Consider the following 18,738-nt stretch of genomic DNA (forward strand, 5'->3'; position numbering starts at 1 on the left):
CGTGTGCCCCATCCGCGACAAGCTCTTGGACCTAGCCTCTGCGTACTCGGAAATCCAGAACGCCCCTTTCGGCGGCACAAAGTGCGTCACTGATATCACCAAGAAACAACCACTTAACCTGCAGACACCCCTTCCTTAGCACCACCACACACCACCCCAGGCCGCTTGCTGCGCCGCGGAAACTCTCCCTTCTTAGGGTACAATCCGCGTTTTCGCATAGCCCCCGTTCCCCGATGATCTCACTCGACGGGCAGAGCGCCCTCTCGCCTTTTCGTCTCGAACGCCTGAACGCGCGCCTCGAAGCCATTCACCGTGGCACGCGCGTCCAAGCTTCTTGGTTCGTTTATTTCATCGACGCCGACGTCGTGCCGGAGGGTGAGCAGCGCCGCCGCCTGCTCGAGGTGCTGGAGGCGAAGGATGCTGCGCCCGAAGCCGCCTCGCTGTGGGTGGTGCCGCGCCTGGGCACCATTTCGCCCTGGTCGAGCAAGGCTACCGACATCCTTCACGGCGCCGGTTTCGACGTGCGTCGCGTGGAGCGCGGCGTCGCCTGGCACGTCGCTGGCTTGCCAGCGGCGGACCAGCCGCCGTACGAGGCCGTGATGGCGGTGCTGCATGACGCCATGACCCAGTCGGTGCTCACCGGCCTGGAGCAGGCACAAGGCCTGTTCCTGGCCGGACAGCCGGGTCCGCTGATTCACGTGGCGCTGGGCGGCGACGCCACGGCTGCACTGAACAAGGCCAACAAGGAACTGGGCCTGGCGCTGGCCGACGACGAGATCGAGTACCTCGCCGAGCGTTACGCTGAGTTGGGTCGCGATCCTTCCGACGCCGAACTCTTCATGTTCGCGCAGGCCAACTCCGAGCACTGTCGCCACAAGGTGTTCAATGCCAGCTGGACGCTGGATGGCGTGGCTCAGGAAAAGAGCCTGTTCGGCATGATCAAGAACACGCACCAGCATTCGCCCGCGCATACGTTGTCCGCCTACAAGGACAACGCGGCCGTGGTCGAAGGCTATGAGGGCAACCGCTTCTTCCCCGATGCCGACGGCGTGTGGCGCAAGCACCCGGAGCGCGTCGAGTACGCGATCAAGGTGGAAACGCACAACCATCCGACGGCGATTGCACCGTGGCCGGGTGCGGCCACCGGCGCCGGTGGCGAGATCCGCGACGAGGGTGCCGTCGGTCGTGGCGCCAAGCCCAAGGCCGGCCTCACTGGTTTCTCGGTGTCGGACCTGCGCATTCCGGGCAAGCCGCGTCCGTGGGAAGTGGAGCGTCCGCTGCCGCCGCACATGGCTACCGCGTTCGAGATCATGCGCGACGGCCCGCTGGGTGCCGCCGCGTTCAACAACGAATTTGGCCGTCCGTGCCTGGGCGGCTATCTCCGCACTTACGAGCACGAGACCGGCGAAGCCGGCGTGCGCCGCGGCTACGACAAGCCGATCATGATCGCCGGCGGCCTCGCCAACATTCGCGCTGACCACGTGCAGAAGCGTGACGTGCAGCCGGGCAACAAGGTGATCGTGCTGGGCGGCCCGGCCATGTTGATCGGCTTGGGCGGCGGTGCCGCCTCGTCGGTGGCCTCCGGTACGTCCAGCCAGGAACTGGATTTCGCTTCCGTGCAGCGCGACAACGCCGAAATGGAGCGTCGCTGCCAGGAAGTGATCGACCGCTGCTGGGCGCGCGGCGACAAGAATCCCATCGTCAGTGTCCACGACGTGGGCGCGGGCGGCTTGTCCAACGCGATCCCGGAACTGCTAAACGACGCTGGCGTCGGCGGCCACATCGATCTTTCCCGCGTGCCCTGCGATGACCCGTCGCTATCGCCGATGCAGATCTGGAGCAACGAATCGCAGGAGCGCTACGTGCTCGCGATCGGTGCTGAAGAACTGGCCGAGTTCGAGGCGTACTGCGCGCGTGAGCGTTGCCCGTACGCAGTGGTCGGCGAAGCAACTGCGGAGCGTCACCTGACCGTGCACGACCCGCGCACCGACACCAACGTGATCGACCTGCCGATGGATGTGCTGTTCGGCAAGGCGCCGCGCATGCATCGCGATGCCACGCATGTGAAGCCACGCGTGGACCTGGTGCCGGATCTTTCCGGCATCAGCATGGACGAGGCTCTGTTGCGCGTGCTGCGCCTGCCTACCGTGGGCAGCAAAAGCTTCCTCATCACTATCGGCGACCGCACCGTGGGCGGCTTGAACGCGCGCGATCCGATGGTCGGCCCGTGGCAGGTACCGGTGGCTGACGCCGCGGTCACCATTACCGATTTCGACGGCTATACCGGCGAAGCGATGGCGATGGCCGAGCGCTCACCGGTGGCACTGCTCAACAGCGCCGATGCCGCCCGCCTCGCCGTGGGTGAAGCCATCACCAACCTCGCTGCCGCACCCATCGCCTCGCTGGGCGAAGTGCGCCTCTCGGCGAACTGGATGGCTGCGGTGAACTACGCCGGCGAAGACGCTGCGCTGTTCGACGCCGTGAAGGCCGTGGGCATGGAACTGTGCCCGGAACTGGACATCTCCATTCCGGTCGGCAAGGACTCGCTGTCCATGCAGACCGTGTGGAAAGACGGCGACACGCAGCAGCGCACCATATCGCCGGTGTCGCTGGTGATCACCGGCTTCGCCCGCGTCACCGACGTGCGCCGCACGCTTACTCCGCAATTGCGGCTGGATCGCGGCGACTCCGAACTGTGGCTGCTCGACCTCGGTGCCTGCCGCGACCGACTCGGCGGTTCCGCGCTGACCCAGGTGTTCAACCGTGGTGGTGGCGTGCCGCCGGATCTGGATGACGCCAAGCGCCTGAAGTCGTTATTCAACCTGATACAGGAAGCCAACGCCGGCGGCTTGCTGCTCGCCTATCACGACCGTTCCGACGGCGGCGTCATCGTGACGCTGCTGGAAATGGCCTTTGCCGGTCATTGCGGCCTGGAGATCCAGCTCGATGGCTGGGCGGAAGCGACGCTGCGCGCCCTGTTCAACGAAGAGCTGGGTGCGGTGGTGCAAGTGGCCTCAGCCAACCGCGAGGCTTTCGAGGCGTTGCTGGTGAAGCACGAGCTTACCGGCATGGCCTATCGCATCGGCCGTCCAAAGGAAAAGCTGGGTATCAAGCTGTTCCAGAACGGCGACACGCTGTTCAAGTGGAATTGGCGCACGCTGTTCGAGGCCTGGAACGAAACCAGCCACGCCATGCAGCGTCTACGCGACAACCCGCTTACCGCCGACGCCGAGAACGAATGGCGTCTGGACGATGCCGATCCGGGCATCACTCCGAAGCTCACCTTCGAACCGGCCGAGGACATCGCTGCGCCATACATCGCCAGGGGCGCGAAGCCGCGCGTGGCGGTGTTGCGTGAGCAGGGCGTCAACGGACAGGTGGAAATGTCCGCTGCGTTCACGCGTGCCGGTTTCGAAGCGGTGGATGTCCACATGTCCGATCTCGCCAGCGGGCGCATCAAGCTGGCCGACTTCCGCGGCCTGGCTGCCTGTGGCGGCTTCTCGTACGGTGACGTGCTCGGCGCAGGTCGTGGCTGGGCCACGTCCATTCTCTACAACGAATACCTGCGCGCGGAATTCAGCGCGTTCTTCGCCGACAACACGCGCTTCGCCCTCGGCGTCTGCAACGGCTGCCAGATGATGAGCCAGCTCAAGGACATCATCCCCGGCGCACAGCATTGGCCGAAGTTCCTGCGCAATGCCTCGGAACAGTACGAGGCGCGCGTGGCCACGCTGGAAGTGCTCGATTCGCCGAGCATCTTCTTCAAGGGCATGACCGGCTCGCGCATTCCGGTGGCCGTGGCGCATGGCGAAGGTCGCGTGAGCTTCCCGTACAGCTGCAGCCCGTCCAAGTCGGGCGGTGCGCTTCGCTACATCGACAACCGCGGCAAGCCCACCGAGGACTACCCGCTGAACCCGAATGGTTCGCCGGGCGGACTCACCGGCTTCACTGCTGCCGACGGTCGCATCATGATCATGATGCCGCACCCGGAACGCGTGTTCCGCGCCGTGCAGATGAGCTGGCATCCGGAGAAGTGGGGCGAAGATTCGCCGTGGATGCGCATGTTCCGCAACGCACGGGTGTGGTGCGGCTGATGTCGCGCGGCCGCGCTAGGGTCTAGCGTGGCTGCTGCCATTGCGCGTTGGCTCATGCGCATGCTGCCGGCGGCAGCATGGACCTGCCTGCTGGCGTTGCTGCCATGGTGGAGCGGGTTGCCGCTCTTGCTACTGCTGGCTCTGGGCGCGGTGATGTTCGATCGCCGCGTCGTGCACTCTGCCGAGTTGTGCCGAAGAGGTTTGCGTTGGGGCTTGCCCGGCCTGCTGTTCGCGGTACAGCGTGCGCTCGGTGGCGACTTGCTCGCCTGGGGCGCCGCCCTTCTGGGCGCGCTGGTGGGCTTCTCGCTGGTCGTGCTGATGGAATCGCTGCTGGACCATCGCGTGAAGCGCGCGCCACAAGCTGCCACGTCACCAGCGTGGGACGAGCTGGCGTTGGCCCCGATAGGTCCGCCGGCGCACATCATTGAGCTGTCGCTCGTGGCATGGCACGAAGTCAACGGCGAGTTCCTGGACCCGGACGGCGATCTCGTGCGCTACGAGTCAAATGGCACCGGGCGTGGGCGCTACGTCTTCGCCGAAGACCGGGTCATCGAACGGGCCAGTCCACGTTGCTGCTTCGGGCCTGGCGGTCGCTGGTTTGCGGCGACCCTGCCCGGAGGGCGCGGCGAGATCCTTTGGGATCGACAGGGCAATCGCCTGCATCGCCTAGCCGGCTGGCAATTGAGCGGCTGGGACGGTGAACAGCCCTGGCTCGCGCGAGGGCCCGGTGGCGTACCTGCGCCACTGCACGAGGTGCTGGGACGAAGACGTCGGCATTAGCACCCGCACCACCACATTCAAACCACAGCTTTTTCACGTTCAGAATACGCGCCGCCTCGCGCATACTTGTGCAGTGAATACCGAAGCCTCCCCTTCCCTGTCCTCCGTACTGCCCGTCAGCGTGATCGTGGTAGCTGCCGACAGCGGCCCGACGCTGCGTGACTGCGTGCGCCGCGTGCTGGCTTGCGACCTGCCACTGGAAATGATCCTGGTCGACAACGCCTCGGCCGACGGCATCCCGCAGGCGATAGCGCGTGCGCACGAAAACGATGGGCGGCTGCATGTGGTCTACAACCACGCCAACCTGGGTTTCGGTCCCGCCGTGAATCGTGGTGTGGCGAAGGCGCATGGCAAGTCGGTGCTGGTACTCAACCCCGATTGCCTGATCGATACCGCAGCACTGCAGCACCTGATCGACGTGCTCGCCACGCATCCGCGTGCCGGCGTGATCGGCGCAGTGGTTTGCGACGAACTGGGCGTGCCCGATCCTGCCTCTTATCGCCGCGACCCCTTGCTGCGTCGCTCGTTGAACACGCTGCTCAAGCGTTCTGGCGAAGGCGTCAATATCGAAGGGCCGATACCGCACGAGCTGGTGGAGGCGGAGGCGGTGTCCGGTGCGTTGATGTTGCTGCCGCGCCGCGTGTTCTCTTACCTCGCCGGGTTCGACGAGGAGTACTTCCTGCACTGCGAAGACCTGGACCTGTGCCGCCGCGTGCGCGACGCCGGCTACCACGTGATGCTGGCCGGCGATGTGCGCGTGCTGCACGGCAAGGGCAGTTCGAGCCGGCATCGCCCTGTATTCGTCAGTCGGCACAAGCATCGTGGCATGTGGCGCTGGTTCCGCAAGTTCGACCCGGACGCACGCAAACCGTGGGTGTCGGCGCTGGTATGGCTGGGTATCTGGACGCATTTCCTCGTGCAGATTCCCGGCCAGCTGTTGCGATTGGCACGGCGCAAATTCTCCAGCGGGAGCGGTGGTGCATGAGCGAATCGGACAAGCGTATTGCCGGGCTCGCCACCTTCGGACTGATCTGCGTTACCGCCATCTGGGGCTCCACCTTCTTCCTCATCAAGGATCTGGTGGAACGCATGGCCGTGGCCGATTTTCTGGCGGTGCGCTTCGTCATCGCCGCGTTGGCGATGACCGCTTTGTTCCATCGCCCCCTGCTGCGCCTGAGTCGCCGCGAGTGGATGCAGGGCGTGGCGCTGGGCGCCATCTATGGCGTGGCCCAGCTACTGCAGACTTCCGGACTGGAACATACCTCCGCCAGCATCAGCGGCTTTGCCACCGGCATGTACGTCGTGTTCACACCACTGCTCGGCACCGTGCTGCTGCGCCAGCGCTTGCCGTCCGTCACCTGGATTGCGGTGCTGCTTTCCGTCGGCGGTCTTGGGCTGCTGGCGCTTCACGGTTTGAGCATCGGCTACGGCGTGTGGCTCACGTTGGCGTCGGCGGCGCTGTATGGCCTCCATATCGTGGGCTTGGGCACATGGTCACGACCGGGCAGCGCGTTCGCGCTTTCCACGGTGCAGATGCTGGTGATAGCCGTTGTCTGCCTGCTCGCCACCCTACCCACCGGTCCCACGCTTCCGCCTGATGGTGGCGCCTGGCTGGCGGTGATCTACATGGCGATAGCCGCAGGTGCCGGCGCGATGCTGGTGCAGACCTGGGCGCAGGCACATTTGTCGCCTACGCGAGCGGCCATCGTGATGACAATGGAGCCGGTCTTCGCCGCGGGGTTCGCCGTCACCTTTGGCCAAGATGCACTGACCTGGCGCATGCTGGCCGGCGGCGCGCTCGTGATGTCAGCCATGTATCTGGTGGAACTGGTGCCACGTGGCAGCCATGCCGTGCAGGCAGAGAGCCTGCATCACGAGGTCTGAGGCTGTGTACGCCCTGTCTTGCACAGAGCGCTGCCTTTATCAGCCGCCCGCCGCGCCGCCCTTGCTCAACCGTTGCAGCAACTGCTCCGGCGTCACATAGCCGCCTAGCGTGGTGCCGTCCTCGGCAATGATGGTCGGCGTGCCCGAGACGCCCAGCTTCACGCCCAGCTCGAACTCGTCTTTCACCGGATTCGGGCAATTGGTCGCTTTGGGCGCCTTGCCGTGTTTGGCGGCAGTGAAGGCCGCCTTGCGGTCGGCAGCGCACCACACCGCCACCATCTCGTTGTAGGTCTGCGTAGTGCGGCCCGCTTCGTTGACCACGCCTTCGCGCGGCCAGGCAACGTATTCCACCGCGATGCCGGCCTTGTTGAAATCTGCAATGTGCTCGTGCAGCTGGCGGCAGTAGGCGCAGTTGACGTCGGTGAACACCGTAACGCGATAGCGCGGGCTGGCCGGGGCGAACACAATGCGGTCCGCCTGGGGCACCTTGGCCAGCTCGGCTTTGCGGAATTGCGCCCAGCCGTCTTTGGTGATGTTTTTCTTGCCGGCCACGTCGAGTACGTCGCCGTCGATCATGTACTTGCCGTCGGCACTGACATAGACCAGCTGTCCCGAAGCAATCACCTGGTAGAAGCCCGGCATCGGCGCGAGCTTGACCGAGTCGATATTCACCCCGGGCGCGAACGACAGCACGGCCTTGCGCACGACACTCTCGGGACCCGCCGCCGCATTATCCGGGGCGGCGTAGGCGTTGAGTGCGAAGCCGCTGACACACAGCGCCAGCAACCATTTCTTGAACATCGCAGACCTCATGGGTATCCGTTTCCGCGGGCGGAAACGCTGGGGAAGGGCCATTCTCGCACAGCAGACTGAACGGTTCCGCCGGCCTCTTGGCATACCGGCCGGGCGCTATCCACGCGGGTGATGCTGCGCGTGCAGCCGCTTCAGGCCTTCCTTCGCCACCAGCGTGTAAATCTGCGTGGTGCTGAGCGAGCTATGCCCCAACAGCATCTGCAAGGCACGCAGATCAGCCCCGTGATTGAGCAGGTGCGTGGCGAAGGAGTGCCTCAGCACATGCGGCGAAATGCGCTTGGCGGTGATCCCCACCGTGCTTGCATGGCGCTTGACCAGCGTCCAGAACATCTGCCGCGTCATGCCCTGGCCGCGATTGCTGAGAAACAGCGCCACAGGCTGGCGTCCTTTGGCCAGCACGGGACGCGCCGTCGCCAGGTAGGCCTCGATGCGCTCCGCCGCGACTTCACCGATGGGCACCAGGCGATCCTTGCCGCCTTTGCCGGTGACACGCACCACGCCCTGACGGAGATTGAGCGAGGCCAGTGGCAGTTCCACCAGCTCGGATACGCGCAGGCCGGAGGCGTACATCAGCTCCAGCATGGCGCGATCGCGCAACCCCAACGTGGTGGCAACGTCCGGTGCATCCAGCAGGCCTTCGATCTCGCGTTCGGCCAGCGCCTTGGGCAGGCTGCGCGGCATCTTGGGGCGTTCGATCAGCAAAGTCGGATCGTCGAACCCGGGTTCGATGCGCGCCAGGAAGGCGTAATACCGGCGGAACGCCGATTGCCGCCGCGCCAGCGAGCGCACGGCCACCGGCTGGCTGCCGTGATAAGCGGACAGATGCTGGCGCCTTGCGCTGCGCAGGTTCAGCCCTTGTGTGCCCAACCATCGCGCCAGCGCTTCCAGATCTTGCCGGTACGCTTCGAGCGTGCGATCGGCCAGGCCATCCTCAGACCAGACACGCTCGATGAAGGCATCGATGCTGTGGCGGTCTGCTTCGGCGATACTTGGTTGTTCTTGCTGCATGGACGTGATGCTCGCCGCCGGCCGCATCGTGTGCAAGCACTCCTTTTATCGGTTGCCCTTTTGATGACTTCCATCACCGCTTCGAACGATGTGACCTGCCCACTGTGGCGTCGATTGATCGCGTTGGTCTACGACCTGCTCGCCGTGGTCGCCATCGTGATGGTGGTGGGCTACGTGTGCCAGCGCGTCACTGGCGGCACGTTGATCAGCACCGATGGCCACGCGCAGATCTCCTGGTGGTATCAGCCGTTGCAGGCGCTGGTGGTGTCTGCGTATTTCGTGGCGTCGTGGCTGCGCGGCGGACAGACGCTGGGCATGCGTCCCTGGCGCATTCGCATTACCGCCAGCGATGGCGGCCCGCTCAACTTGCGCCAGGCACTGCTTCGACTGGTAGTGGCATCACTGCCGCTCCTGCTGCTTGAGCTGGCGCCTTGGCTGGGGACACGTGGCGCGCTATGGGGTGTCGCCATTGGCTGGGCGATCTGGTTCGGCATGGCGGCGTTCGATCCGCGCCAGCGAACTGTGCAGGATGTGATCGCGCGCACTGAATTGCGCAAGATAGGCTGAGCTTCACGTTCACATAAGACGTTTGCGCGTCACACTTCGCGCATGCCGAGCCTCGCCCTTCCCCAGCGCACCGCCGCCGACATCAACCGCATCAACCGGGACTTTTACGAGTCTCTGTGGGGCGGTTCCCGGCTGGTCGATCCGAGTCGATTCAATACCTGGCCCATGGTTCGCGACCTGGCGATGGCTCTACCGCGCCGTTTGGAAGTCGCGCCAGGCCTGCGGCCACGCCTTCCCCTGGACGGCACCTATTTCGTCGATCTCAGCGCCGCCGCCCTTTCCATGCTGCATGCGCACGGCGCCAGCGCCATGCGCGGCTCCGTCACCGACTTGCCCTGTCCCGACGCAAGCTTTGATCTGGTCTGCGCGCTGGACATCCTTGAACACGTGGTGGACGACGACAAGGCGCTGCGAGAGATCAGTCGCGTGGCCGCGCCCGAAGCGCGTCTGCTGTTGTCCGTGCCACTGCACCCGAACGCGTGGACTCCCTTCGATGATTTCGTCGGTCACTACCGCCGCTACGAACCCGGACAGATCGAAGATCGCCTGACCGCCCACGGCTGGATCATCGAGCGCAGCGCGGTCTACGGCATGCAGCCTTCTTCCCCGCGCATGCTGGCATGGGGCCAGTGGTATCTCACGCACCAGCGTGAGCGCGCCCTGTGGTGGTACAACCGCGTGTTCATGCCGCTGGGGTTGCGCCTGCAGAAGGCGTTGAACTGGCGCTCCGGGCTGGGGCCCACCGACGGCGTCGATGAAGTGCTGCTGCTCTGCCGGCGGAACGTAAGCAACTGATTCAACAAGCACGAGACGATGCGGCGGCGCAACACGCCCACCGCAAACCGGGTAAGATGTCGCCCTTCAGACGCTTCCGGTTCCACCCCATGCTCTATCAGATTCATGAGTGGCAGCGTGCCTTCCTTGGCCCACTGAGCCATTACGCCGATGCCAGCGCCAAGATGTTCAGCGACCTCACCAGTCCGCTGTCGCATGTGCCGGGCGCTCCGCGCATGGCTGCTGGATTCGAGCTGCTGCACCGCCTGGGCAAGGAATACGAGAAACCCTCCTTCGACCTGCCCCAGGTCAATGCGCACGGGCAGGAAATTGCGGTGATCGAGCGGGTGGTGCTGGACAAGCCGTTCTGCCAGCTCAAGCGCTTCAAGCGCTTCAGCGACGACCCGGACATCATCGACAAGCTGAAGAATGACCCGGTGGTGCTGGTGGTAGCCCCGCTGTCCGGACATCACGCCACCTTGCTGCGCGATACCGTGCGCACCCTGCTGCACGACCACAAGGTGTTCATCACCGACTGGGTCGATGCGCGCATGGTGCCGGCCAGCGATGGTCCGTTCCACCTCGACGACTACGTGGCCTATATCCAGGAGTTCATCCGCCACATCGGCGCACATCGCCTGCATGTGATCTCCGTATGCCAGCCGACCGTGCCGGTGCTGGCCGCTGTGTCGCTGATGGCGGCGCGCGGTGAGGAGACGCCGCTGAGCATGACCATGATGGGTGGCCCGATCGAGCCGCGGAGCAACCCGACCGGCGTCAACAACCTGGCTACCAACCGTCCGCTGAGCTGGTTCAAGGGCAACGTCATCCACACCGTGCCAGCGAACTATCCGGGTAGCGGCCGCGAGGTCTACCCCGGTTTCCTGCAGCACGCGGGATTCATCGCCATGAACCCGGGCCGCCACCTCAACTCGCACTGGGACTTCTACGAGAATCTGATGCGCGGCGACGAGGATGACGCCGAGGCGCACCGCAGGTTCTACGACGAGTACAACGCCGTGCTCGACATGCCAGCCGAGTATTACCTCGACACCATAGCCACCGTGTTCCAGCAGTTCCTGCTGCCGCGCGGCCTGTGGGACGTGGCCGGCGAACGCGTGAAGCCCAGCGCCATTTCCACCACCGCCCTGTTCACCATCGAAGGCGAACTGGACGACATCGCCGGCCTGGGCCAGACCAAAGCCGCCCATGACCTGTGCACGGGTATTCCTGTCGATCGCCGCGCGCACCGCATGGTGGAGGGTGCTGGCCATTACGGCATCTTCAGTGGCCGGCGCTGGCGCGAAACGGTGTATCCGCAGGTTCGCGACTTCATCCGCAAGTTCGATCGCGCCACCAAATAAGAAGCGCCTTGGCGTCGCAGGAGCACACGGAGTGCGCTCCTGCGAAACAACAACGGAAAGGGCTCAACCGCGCGCGAAGAAGCTGCGGAACGCCGCCACTGTCCGCGCGACGCCTTCGTCGTCCACATCCAAGTGCGTCACCAACCGCAGCGTTGGCAGATAACCGATGCTGATGCGCACGCCGGCCTCGCGCAAATGGACGTCCAATTCCCGCAGCCGCTCGGCCGGTACATCAATGAACACCATGTTGGTGAACTGCCCCAGCAGGTTGATGCCGGGAATGTCGCGCAGGTCAGCGGCCAACCTCGCCGCGCGGGCATGATCGTCGGCGAGGCGCGTCACGTGATGATCCAGTGCGTACTGCGCGGCAGCGGCCAGCATGCCGGCCTGACGCCAGCCACCGCCCGCCACCTTGCGCCAGCGACGCGCCTTGTCGATCAGCACGGCCGAACCGACCAGCACTGAACCTACCGGCGCGCCGAGACCTTTGGAGAAACACACCGACACGCTGTCGAAATGCTGCGCGATCTCCCGCGCTGCCACGCTGCTGGCAACGGCCGCGTTGAACAGGCGCGCGCCATCCAGATGCAGGCCAAGTCCGCGCTCACGCGCAAAATCGTGCGCCGCGCGCAGGTAGTCCAGCGGCAGTACGCGACCGTGCCAAGTGTTCTCCAGCGCCAACAGACGCGTGCGTGCAAAATGCGGATCGACCGGCTTGATTGCGGCGGCGACCTTGTCCAGCGGCAGGGTGCCGTCCACATCATGCGGAATCGGCTGTGGCTGGATCGAACCCAGCACGGCTGCACCGCCACCCTCGAACTTGTAGGTGTGCGCGTCGGCACCGACCAGATACTCGTCGCCGCGCTCGCAATGGGCCATCAGAGCAAGCAGGTTCGACTGCGTTCCGGTTGGTACAAACAGTGCCGATTCGAAGCCCAATTCGTCCGCCACGCGCTGCTGCAGCGCATTGACGGTCGGATCCTCACCGTAGACATCGTCACCCACCTCGGCGTTTAGCATGGCCGCTCGCATGGCCGGGGTGGGACGGGTCACGGTATCGCTGCGCAGGTCGATCAGTTCCACGGTCGTCGCTCATTCGGGATGACAGACGAACAGCTTGAACATTTGCCGGCCGCCAGGCAAGCGACTCCAGATCAGGGGGCGCGTGACCGTATGGACCTACGCTCGAGCGCAGCACCAACAGGCTGAAAGGAGCCACGGCAGTGAACAAGAAGGACGTCATCAGGGAAGTGGCCGCAAAGACCGGGCAATCGCCAGAGCGGTGCGAGGCAACCTTGAAGGCTTTCGAGGCGATCTGTGGCGATGCCCTGGCCTGCAAGTTCAAGGGCATCAAGCACGACCACGCTCGGGTCATGACAAAGATGGCCAGGAAGACAGGACAGAGCGAACAGGATTGCCAGATCGCGATGAAGGCTTTCGAGGAGGTGCTCGGCGAGGCGTTGAATGCCAAGCTCGGCTTCCTCAGAAAACGCGTCTCGTAACAACAGCGACCTGCCAACCGCGCCGCGACCCGGAGGCGCGTGGAGACGGAACCAGAGCGATTGGGCTAGCCTTCAACTCACGGGACCATGCGTCTCGGGTGGACACCTGTTCGGAAGGAAGCCATAGCCATGTCTTTCCTGCGCCTCTACCTGCGTGTCATCGGCCTGCTGGCGCCCGAGCGCAGATTGGCGATCATGCTGGCGCTGGCCAATCTGGCGCTGGCCGGGGTGTTCTTCCTGGAACCGGTGCTGTTCGGCAAGGTAGTCGATGCACTGTCTGCCACGACCGACGGCCACGCGCCGCGCTTCATCGCCATGTGGGCGGTGGTGGGTTTTGCTGGTGTCATCGCCAATGTGTGGGTGTCGTTGCATGCCGATCGCCTGGCGCACCGACGCCGGCTGGCCGCCATCGCACTGTTCTTCGAACATGCCGCTGCGCTACCTCAAGCCTTCCACGGCGAATATCACACCGGTCGGCTCGGCCGCATCATGAACAACGGCGTGAGCAACCTGTTTGGCCTGTGGCTGAGCTTCTTTCGCGAACACCTGGCCACGCTACTGTCGATCATCGTGATGGTGCCGGTGGCGCTGTGGATCAACTGGAAGCTGGCGCTGCTCATGATCGCGCTACTGGTGTGCTTCTCGGTGTTCAACGCCGTCGCCGTGCAACGTACGCACAAGGCGCAAGGCGAAGTGGAGGAACTGCATAACGAGATCGCCACCCGCGCCGGCGACGTGTTCGGCAATGTCACGGTGGTGCAGAGCTTCACGCGACTGGCGGCCGAATCACATGCGTTGCGCGACATGATGGCGCGCGTGCTCGATGCGCAGTATCCGGTTCTCAAGGGTTGGGCGATTCTGTCCGTGCTCAACCGTGCCGCCAGTACGCTAACCATTGTGGCGATCTTCGCACTGGGCGCCGCGCTGCATTCGCGCGGCGAGATCAGCGTGGGCGGCATCGTCAGTTTCGTGGGCTTCTCGATGCTGTTGATCGGGCGACTGGAGCAGTTCGCCACGTTCATCTCAAGCATGTTTTTCCAGACGCAATCGCTGCGCGATTTCTTTGGCGTGCTCGACCGCCGTCCAGAGATCGAGGATCACCCAGATGCATTCGTGCTTCCGCATGCGCGCGGCGATGTAGTGTTCGAGCACGTCAGCTTCGGCTACGACCCAGTGCAGCCGGCGCTGCACGATCTTAGTTTTCGCGCTGCACCTGGCAGCACCATCGCACTGGTTGGGCCCACCGGCGCCGGCAAAAGCACCGCGTTGAGCCTGCTTTATCGCGCCTATGATCCCAGCGAAGGCCGCGTCACCGTCGATGGGCATTACGTGCGCGATGTCACGCTTCAATCGCTGCGCCAAAACATCGGCGTCGTGTTTCAGGATCCGGGCATGTTCTATCGCTCGATCCTCGACAATCTGCGCGTAGGCAAGCCGGATGCAGATCTGAGCGAGATCGAGAAGGCGGTGGCAGCGGCCGAAGCGGCGGGTTTCATTGCGCGCAAACCCGAAGGCCTGCAAACCATGGTGGCGGAACGAGGGCGCTCGCTCTCAGGTGGAGAGCGCCAGCGCCTGGCCATTGCGCGCGCGATGCTCAAGGACGCGCCGATATTGATACTGGACGAAGCCACCAGTGCGCTCGACAACGCCACCGAGGTACGCATCCAGCGTGCGCTGGATCGACTCACTGTAGGGCGCACTACCTTCGTGATCGCGCATCGCCTGTCGACGGTGCGTCATGCCGACCTGATCCTCGTGCTGGATCAGGGACAGTTGGTTGAACAGGGTACGTTCGATGAACTGATACGCCAGGGCGGGCTATTTGCGCGGTTGGCGGAGGATGGAAAGTTCGCGGCGGATGCACAGCCCGCTTCCTCTCCCCTATGGGGAGAGAATTGAGGTGAGGGGCGGGTGCTTGCGATGGTGCTTGTTCAAAGCCCGCTCTGTAGAAGTTCTACCGGGAGCACCCGCCCCTCACCCTTCCCTCTGTCCATAGGGAGAGGGAAAAGACATGTGCTACCCGTTCTTGCGGAAATAGAACCAGGCGATTCCCGCGAGGATCACCGCAGGCAACAAGTTCGCCAGCAGCGGCGGTACGCCGTAGACGGTACCGAAATTCACCATCGCCTTCTGCAGGAAGTACCAGCCGATTGCCAGCAGCATGCCGATGAACATGCGCTTGCCCAGGCCGCCCGAACGCAGCGTGCCAAACGAGAACGGCATGGCGCACAGCACCAGCACCAGCACGTTGAGCGGATACAGCGCGCGCCCCCAGAACGCCGATGCATAGACGCCGGGGTTCTGACCGTTCTGCTCGAGGTAATTGATGTTGCGCCGCAAGTCGCGCATCGGCAGGTATTGGGGCTGGATGACCGACTGCTCCAGCACCTGCGGGTTGAGCTTGGAGTCCCAGCGCTGGCTGGCCGCCGTGCTGGTGTGCGTGCCCTGATCATCGAGCGAGGTGCTGCGCACCTGGCTCATCACCCATTGACGCCCGTCGTGCTCGGCCGTCTGCGCCCAGTCGAAGCGGGTGACCTGGCCATCCTGGGTGAGCGTGAACACACGCACGTCATGCAACTGCACGGTGCTATGCGTGCCCGTGTGTTTGGCCGTCCAACCCTTGGCGTTGATGATGCGCTCGCCATCGCGAGCCCATAGGCCCGAGCTGCCGCCCAGGCCCACACTGTTGGACTTCATGCGCAGCTGCATGGCCTGCGCTTGCTGGTCACCCCAGGGCGCCGCGGTTTCGCCCAGGATCACCACGCCCACCACCAGGATGGCCACCACGCCCACCGCCGAAGCTGCGATGCGCAACTTGGAAAGGCCGCAGGCGCGCAGCGCGGTAATCTCATTGGTCGCGGCAAGGCCGCCCAGGCCGAGCAAGCCGCCGATCAACGCCGCATTGCCAAACATCTCGTAGAGGCGACGCGGAAACGTCACCAGCACGTAAACCACGGCGTTGGTCACCGTGAAACCGTTCTTGCCCACGTTGCCGAGCTGGCGCAGGAACTGGAACACCGCATCGAGGCCAGTGATCACCAGCCATACCATCAGCATCGAGCCCAGCACCGTGGTGCCGACCAGCCAATCAACGCGCCGAATGCGCAGCGCGGCCATCAGGCACCCGCCTTTCGCGGCTTACGCTCGGCGTACTGGTTGCGGAACATCCAGACGGCAAGGCCGAACACAAGCAGGGTTATCGCCCACATCGGAGCCGAATGGTGCCAGCGGCCCTTGATGATCTGACCACGGCAGATTGCGAGCAGCAGGTAATAGAAATAGAAGCTGAGCACGGCCAGGAACAGGCGGCCGAAGCGCGGTTCACGCGGGCTCTGCCGCGACAACGGCAACGCCAGCGCCAACAACACCAGGGTCATCGCCGGCGCAATGGTGCGCCAGGCGAACTCCGCGCGCGTATCGGGGGTGTCGGTACGCAACAGCGCCCAGGTCGTCAGCGAGTGCGCGGGATCCTCTGCGTCTTCATCCGACTGCACGTTGGACAGCGACGCGTCGTTGCGCTCGTACTTCATCTTGCGCCAGTTGTCGGCGCCCAGCGGAATGTCGTACTGAAAGCCGTTCCACAGCGCCAGGAAGCGGCCATTGCCGTCGGTTTCCTGATACAGCTGGCCGTGCTTGCCGGTCACCAGCTTGATGTGCGGCACCTTGTCCTTGCCGATACGTTCGGTGGCGATGAAGGTGTTGCCCAGCGTGCTGCCATCGCGGCTCAGTTCATCCACGAAGATGATGCCGCCCTTGCCCGGAAGCTCGGTGAAGCGGCCCGCATCCAGACCGGCGGCGATCACCGACCGGTTGGCCGCCGCCACCAGCTGGTCCGACGTGCGCGCAGCCCACGGCCCCAGCCACAGCGACACCGTGCCCACCAGGAGAGCCACGATCAGCGCGAGAATCCCCATCGGTCGCAGCAGGCCCGACGCGCCCATACCGGACGAGGCCAGTACGTGCATCTCGCTCTCGCGGTACATGCGGCCGAGTCCATTGAGCACGCCCAGGAAGGCCGCCAGCGGCAACAACGTGGCGAGGCCGTCGAGCATGTTCAGGCCCAGCACCTGGAACATCACGCTGGCGGGGAAACTGCCGTTGGCCACCTGCTGCAGTACGTGCGCAAACGAGGTGCCGGCCATGATGGCCAGCAGCACGATGGCGGTGGCAGCGACGGTCTGTGCCAGCTCACGCAGGAAATAACGATCGAGGATGCTCAGAACCGGTCCTCACGCACGCAGGAGTCCGCACGGCAAGGTCGCGCGCTGGACGAGAAACAACAGTGAAGTGTACGGGTTCTCACCCCGGTCATGGGGACAGGTCCTGGACATGCGATAAGATGAAAGGCTTGGCGCCGCCCCACGGGGGTCGGCAAACCCCAAGTCTAGCCTGTCCGGGCCTTTCCGGACCTTTCTGCAGGACATCTTGATGACTCTCCAGTTCAGCCTCGGCTCCGCCGCTCCCGAAACCGTCGAGACCCCCTGCGTGGTGGTCGGCGTCTATGAGAACGGTGTGCTCACCAGCGCCGCCGCTCGCGTGGATACCACCGCGCACGGCGCGATCAAGCGCCAGGTGGAGAGCGGCGACATCACCGGCAAGGCCGGCAGCACAACCTTGCTGTACGCGCCCGTAGGCATGGTGGCCAAGCGCGTGCTGGTGGTGGGACTGGGAACGCAGAAGACCTTCGACGGTGCACGCTATCAGAAGGTGAACATGGAGGCCGTGCGCGCACTGGGCCGACTGCCGATCGACGGCGCCATGTCCTACCTCACCGAAGTGGACGTACCTGGCCATGACGCCGCCTGGCGCGTGCGCATCGCGGCGCTGGCCGCCGACCATGTCGCCTACCGCTACACGGCCACCTTCAAGCCGCGCGAAAAGGCCGCGCAGCCGGAACTGACCGCCATCGCGTTTGCCGCCGGCGACGAAGCACAGGCAGGCCTGAGTCAGGCCGCATCTATTGCCGATGGCGTGCGTTTCGCCCGCGAGCTGGCCAACCTGCCACCGAACATCTGCACCCCCGCCTACATCGCCAGCCAGGCCGAGCAGTTCGCGGCGAAGCACGACAAGGTGAGCTGCACCGTGCTTGACCACGAGAAGATGGGCGAGCTGGGCTTCGGTTCGCTGCTGGCCGTGGGCCGCGGTTCGTCCAACAAGCCCAAGCTCATCGTGCTCGAATACAAGGGCGGCGCCGAGGGCGACAAGCCCTACGCTTTCGTCGGCAAGGGCATCACCTTCGACACCGGCGGCATCAGCCTCAAGCCCGGCCCGGGCATGGAAGAAATGAAGTTCGACATGGGCGGCGCCGCGGGCGTGCTCGGTGGCTTCGTGGCAACGGTGAAACTCGGCCTGCCGGTGAACCTGGTGTGCGTGGTGCCGGCGGTGGAGAACATGCCTGACGGTGACAGCTACCGTCCGAGCGACGTGCTCACCAGTTTGTCGGGCCTTACCATCGAAGTGCTCAACACCGATGCCGAAGGTCGCCTGATTCTGTGTGACGCGCTCACGTACACGGCGCAGACGTTCCAGCCGAAGGTGCTGATCGACGCCGCCACGCTGACCGGTGCCTGCGTTATCGCGCTGGGCAAGCATGCCAGCGGCCTGATGAGCAAGCATGATGATCTCGCTGCCGAACTGATCGCCGCCGGCGAGCAAACGCTCGACCGTGCATGGCGCCTGCCGCTGTGGGACGACTACCAGGTGCAGCTCGAATCGGGCTTCGCTGATGTCGCCAACATCGGCGGCAAGAACGCCGGTGCGATCACTGCGGGCTGCTTCCTGTCGCGCTTCACCGAAGGCCAGCGCTGGGCGCACCTGGACATCGCGGGCACCGCGTGGGACGAAGGCCGCAAGGGTCTGGCCACCGGTCGCCCGGTACCGCTGCTAGTGCAGTGGCTGATCGATCGCGCCGCATAATCCACCACTCCGCCATTCCGGCTCGCGTCGGAATGG

At 64.6% G+C, this 18,738-nt stretch carries 15 protein-coding genes; 10 read left to right on the forward strand and 5 right to left on the reverse strand.

The features are described from left to right. Positions 1-233 precede the first annotated feature (233 nt). The 4 genes from purL (at position 234) to AC3CBN_RS00835 (ending at position 6,758) form a co-directional block, all read left to right on the forward strand. Positions 234-4,094, forward strand: a complete 3,861-nt coding sequence (gene purL / locus AC3CBN_RS00820) for a phosphoribosylformylglycinamidine synthase (RefSeq protein ID WP_488634938.1) — start codon at positions 234-236, stop codon at positions 4,092-4,094. Positions 4,095-4,121: 27 nt separating this feature from the next. Then, positions 4,122-4,874, forward strand: a complete 753-nt coding sequence (locus AC3CBN_RS00825; RefSeq protein WP_488634939.1) for a hypothetical protein — start codon at positions 4,122-4,124, stop codon at positions 4,872-4,874. A 73-nt stretch (positions 4,875-4,947) separates the two neighbouring features. Further along, entirely contained in the window at positions 4,948-5,859 is a 912-nt protein-coding gene (locus AC3CBN_RS00830) for a glycosyltransferase family 2 protein (protein WP_488634940.1), read from the forward strand. Further along, the gene (locus AC3CBN_RS00835) at positions 5,856-6,758 is read left to right on the forward strand and encodes a DMT family transporter (protein ID WP_488634941.1); all 903 of its coding nucleotides are present in this window, start codon (positions 5,856-5,858) and stop codon (positions 6,756-6,758) included. Before AC3CBN_RS00830 ends, AC3CBN_RS00835 begins: the two co-directional genes overlap by 4 nt. A 39-nt stretch (positions 6,759-6,797) precedes the next feature. On the opposite strand, the gene AC3CBN_RS00840 is transcribed toward AC3CBN_RS00835, so the two are convergent. After that, a complete protein-coding gene (locus tag AC3CBN_RS00840) occupies positions 6,798-7,559 on the reverse strand; it encodes a DsbC family protein (RefSeq protein ID WP_488634942.1) in 762 nt (253 codons plus the stop codon). Positions 7,560-7,667: 108 nt separating this feature from the next. Beyond that, positions 7,668-8,579, reverse strand: coding sequence for a site-specific tyrosine recombinase XerD (xerD, locus tag AC3CBN_RS00845; RefSeq protein ID WP_488634943.1), 912 nt, complete (start codon positions 8,577-8,579; stop codon positions 7,668-7,670). 63 nt (positions 8,580-8,642) lie between these two features. Here xerD and AC3CBN_RS00850 point away from each other — a divergent pair, with 63 nt between their 5' ends. The 3 genes from AC3CBN_RS00850 (at position 8,643) to AC3CBN_RS00860 (ending at position 11,284) form a co-directional block, all read left to right on the forward strand. Continuing rightward, complete coding sequence (locus tag AC3CBN_RS00850; protein WP_488634944.1) at positions 8,643-9,146, forward strand: RDD family protein; 504 nt, start codon at positions 8,643-8,645, stop codon at positions 9,144-9,146. A 42-nt stretch (positions 9,147-9,188) separates the two neighbouring features. After that, positions 9,189-9,941: a class I SAM-dependent methyltransferase gene (locus tag AC3CBN_RS00855; RefSeq protein WP_488634945.1), complete on the forward strand. Its 753-nt coding sequence runs from the start codon at positions 9,189-9,191 to the stop codon at positions 9,939-9,941. 89 nt (positions 9,942-10,030) lie between these two features. Continuing rightward, complete coding sequence (locus AC3CBN_RS00860; protein ID WP_488634946.1) at positions 10,031-11,284, forward strand: polyhydroxyalkanoate depolymerase; 1,254 nt, start codon at positions 10,031-10,033, stop codon at positions 11,282-11,284. A 63-nt stretch (positions 11,285-11,347) separates the two neighbouring features. On the opposite strand, the gene ltaE is transcribed toward AC3CBN_RS00860, so the two are convergent. Next, positions 11,348-12,367 carry a low-specificity L-threonine aldolase gene (gene ltaE, locus AC3CBN_RS00865; RefSeq protein WP_488634947.1) on the reverse strand — a complete coding sequence of 340 codons (1,020 nt, stop codon included), beginning with the start codon at positions 12,365-12,367 and terminating at the stop codon, positions 11,348-11,350. A 140-nt stretch (positions 12,368-12,507) separates the two neighbouring features. On the opposite strand from ltaE, the gene AC3CBN_RS00870 reads away from it, so the two are divergent. Then, entirely contained in the window at positions 12,508-12,786 is a 279-nt protein-coding gene (locus tag AC3CBN_RS00870) for a hypothetical protein (protein WP_488634948.1), read from the forward strand. A gap of 129 nt (positions 12,787-12,915) precedes the next feature. Beyond that, positions 12,916-14,685 (forward strand): glucan ABC transporter ATP-binding protein/ permease, encoded by a 1,770-nt coding sequence (locus AC3CBN_RS00875; protein WP_488634949.1) that lies wholly within the window; start codon positions 12,916-12,918, stop codon positions 14,683-14,685. 117 nt (positions 14,686-14,802) lie between these two features. Here AC3CBN_RS00875 and lptG read toward each other — a convergent pair whose 3' ends face one another. Continuing rightward, positions 14,803-15,903: an LPS export ABC transporter permease LptG gene (gene lptG, locus AC3CBN_RS00880; protein WP_488634950.1), complete on the reverse strand. Its 1,101-nt coding sequence runs from the start codon at positions 15,901-15,903 to the stop codon at positions 14,803-14,805. Then, a complete protein-coding gene (gene lptF / locus AC3CBN_RS00885) occupies positions 15,903-17,000 on the reverse strand; it encodes an LPS export ABC transporter permease LptF (protein WP_488636633.1) in 1,098 nt (365 codons plus the stop codon). Before lptF ends, lptG begins: the two co-directional genes overlap by 1 nt. Positions 17,001-17,214: 214 nt before the next feature. Between lptF and AC3CBN_RS00890 the strand changes: the two genes are divergently transcribed. Beyond that, the gene (locus AC3CBN_RS00890; RefSeq protein ID WP_488634951.1) at positions 17,215-18,702 is read left to right on the forward strand and encodes a leucyl aminopeptidase; all 1,488 of its coding nucleotides are present in this window, start codon (positions 17,215-17,217) and stop codon (positions 18,700-18,702) included. Positions 18,703-18,738 lie beyond the last annotated feature (36 nt).

It is taken from the genome of Dyella sp. OK584 (assembly GCF_057787755.1).

Coding starts and splice junctions, on each gene's coding strand:
- xerD (WP_488634943.1), bottom strand. CDS start 8,579: ATGCAGCAAGAACAACCAAGTATCGCCGAAGCAGACCGCCACAGCATC.
- AC3CBN_RS00840 (WP_488634942.1), bottom strand. CDS start 7,559: ATGTTCAAGAAATGGTTGCTGGCGCTGTGTGTCAGCGGCTTCGCACTC.
- AC3CBN_RS00875 (WP_488634949.1), top strand. CDS start 12,916: ATGTCTTTCCTGCGCCTCTACCTGCGTGTCATCGGCCTGCTGGCGCCC.
- purL (WP_488634938.1), top strand. CDS start 234: ATGATCTCACTCGACGGGCAGAGCGCCCTCTCGCCTTTTCGTCTCGAA.
- AC3CBN_RS00855 (WP_488634945.1), top strand. CDS start 9,189: ATGCCGAGCCTCGCCCTTCCCCAGCGCACCGCCGCCGACATCAACCGC.
- AC3CBN_RS00850 (WP_488634944.1), top strand. CDS start 8,643: ATGACTTCCATCACCGCTTCGAACGATGTGACCTGCCCACTGTGGCGT.
- lptG (WP_488634950.1), bottom strand. CDS start 15,903: ATGGCCGCGCTGCGCATTCGGCGCGTTGATTGGCTGGTCGGCACCACG.
- AC3CBN_RS00860 (WP_488634946.1), top strand. CDS start 10,031: ATGCTCTATCAGATTCATGAGTGGCAGCGTGCCTTCCTTGGCCCACTG.
- AC3CBN_RS00890 (WP_488634951.1), top strand. CDS start 17,215: ATGACTCTCCAGTTCAGCCTCGGCTCCGCCGCTCCCGAAACCGTCGAG.
- AC3CBN_RS00835 (WP_488634941.1), top strand. CDS start 5,856: ATGAGCGAATCGGACAAGCGTATTGCCGGGCTCGCCACCTTCGGACTG.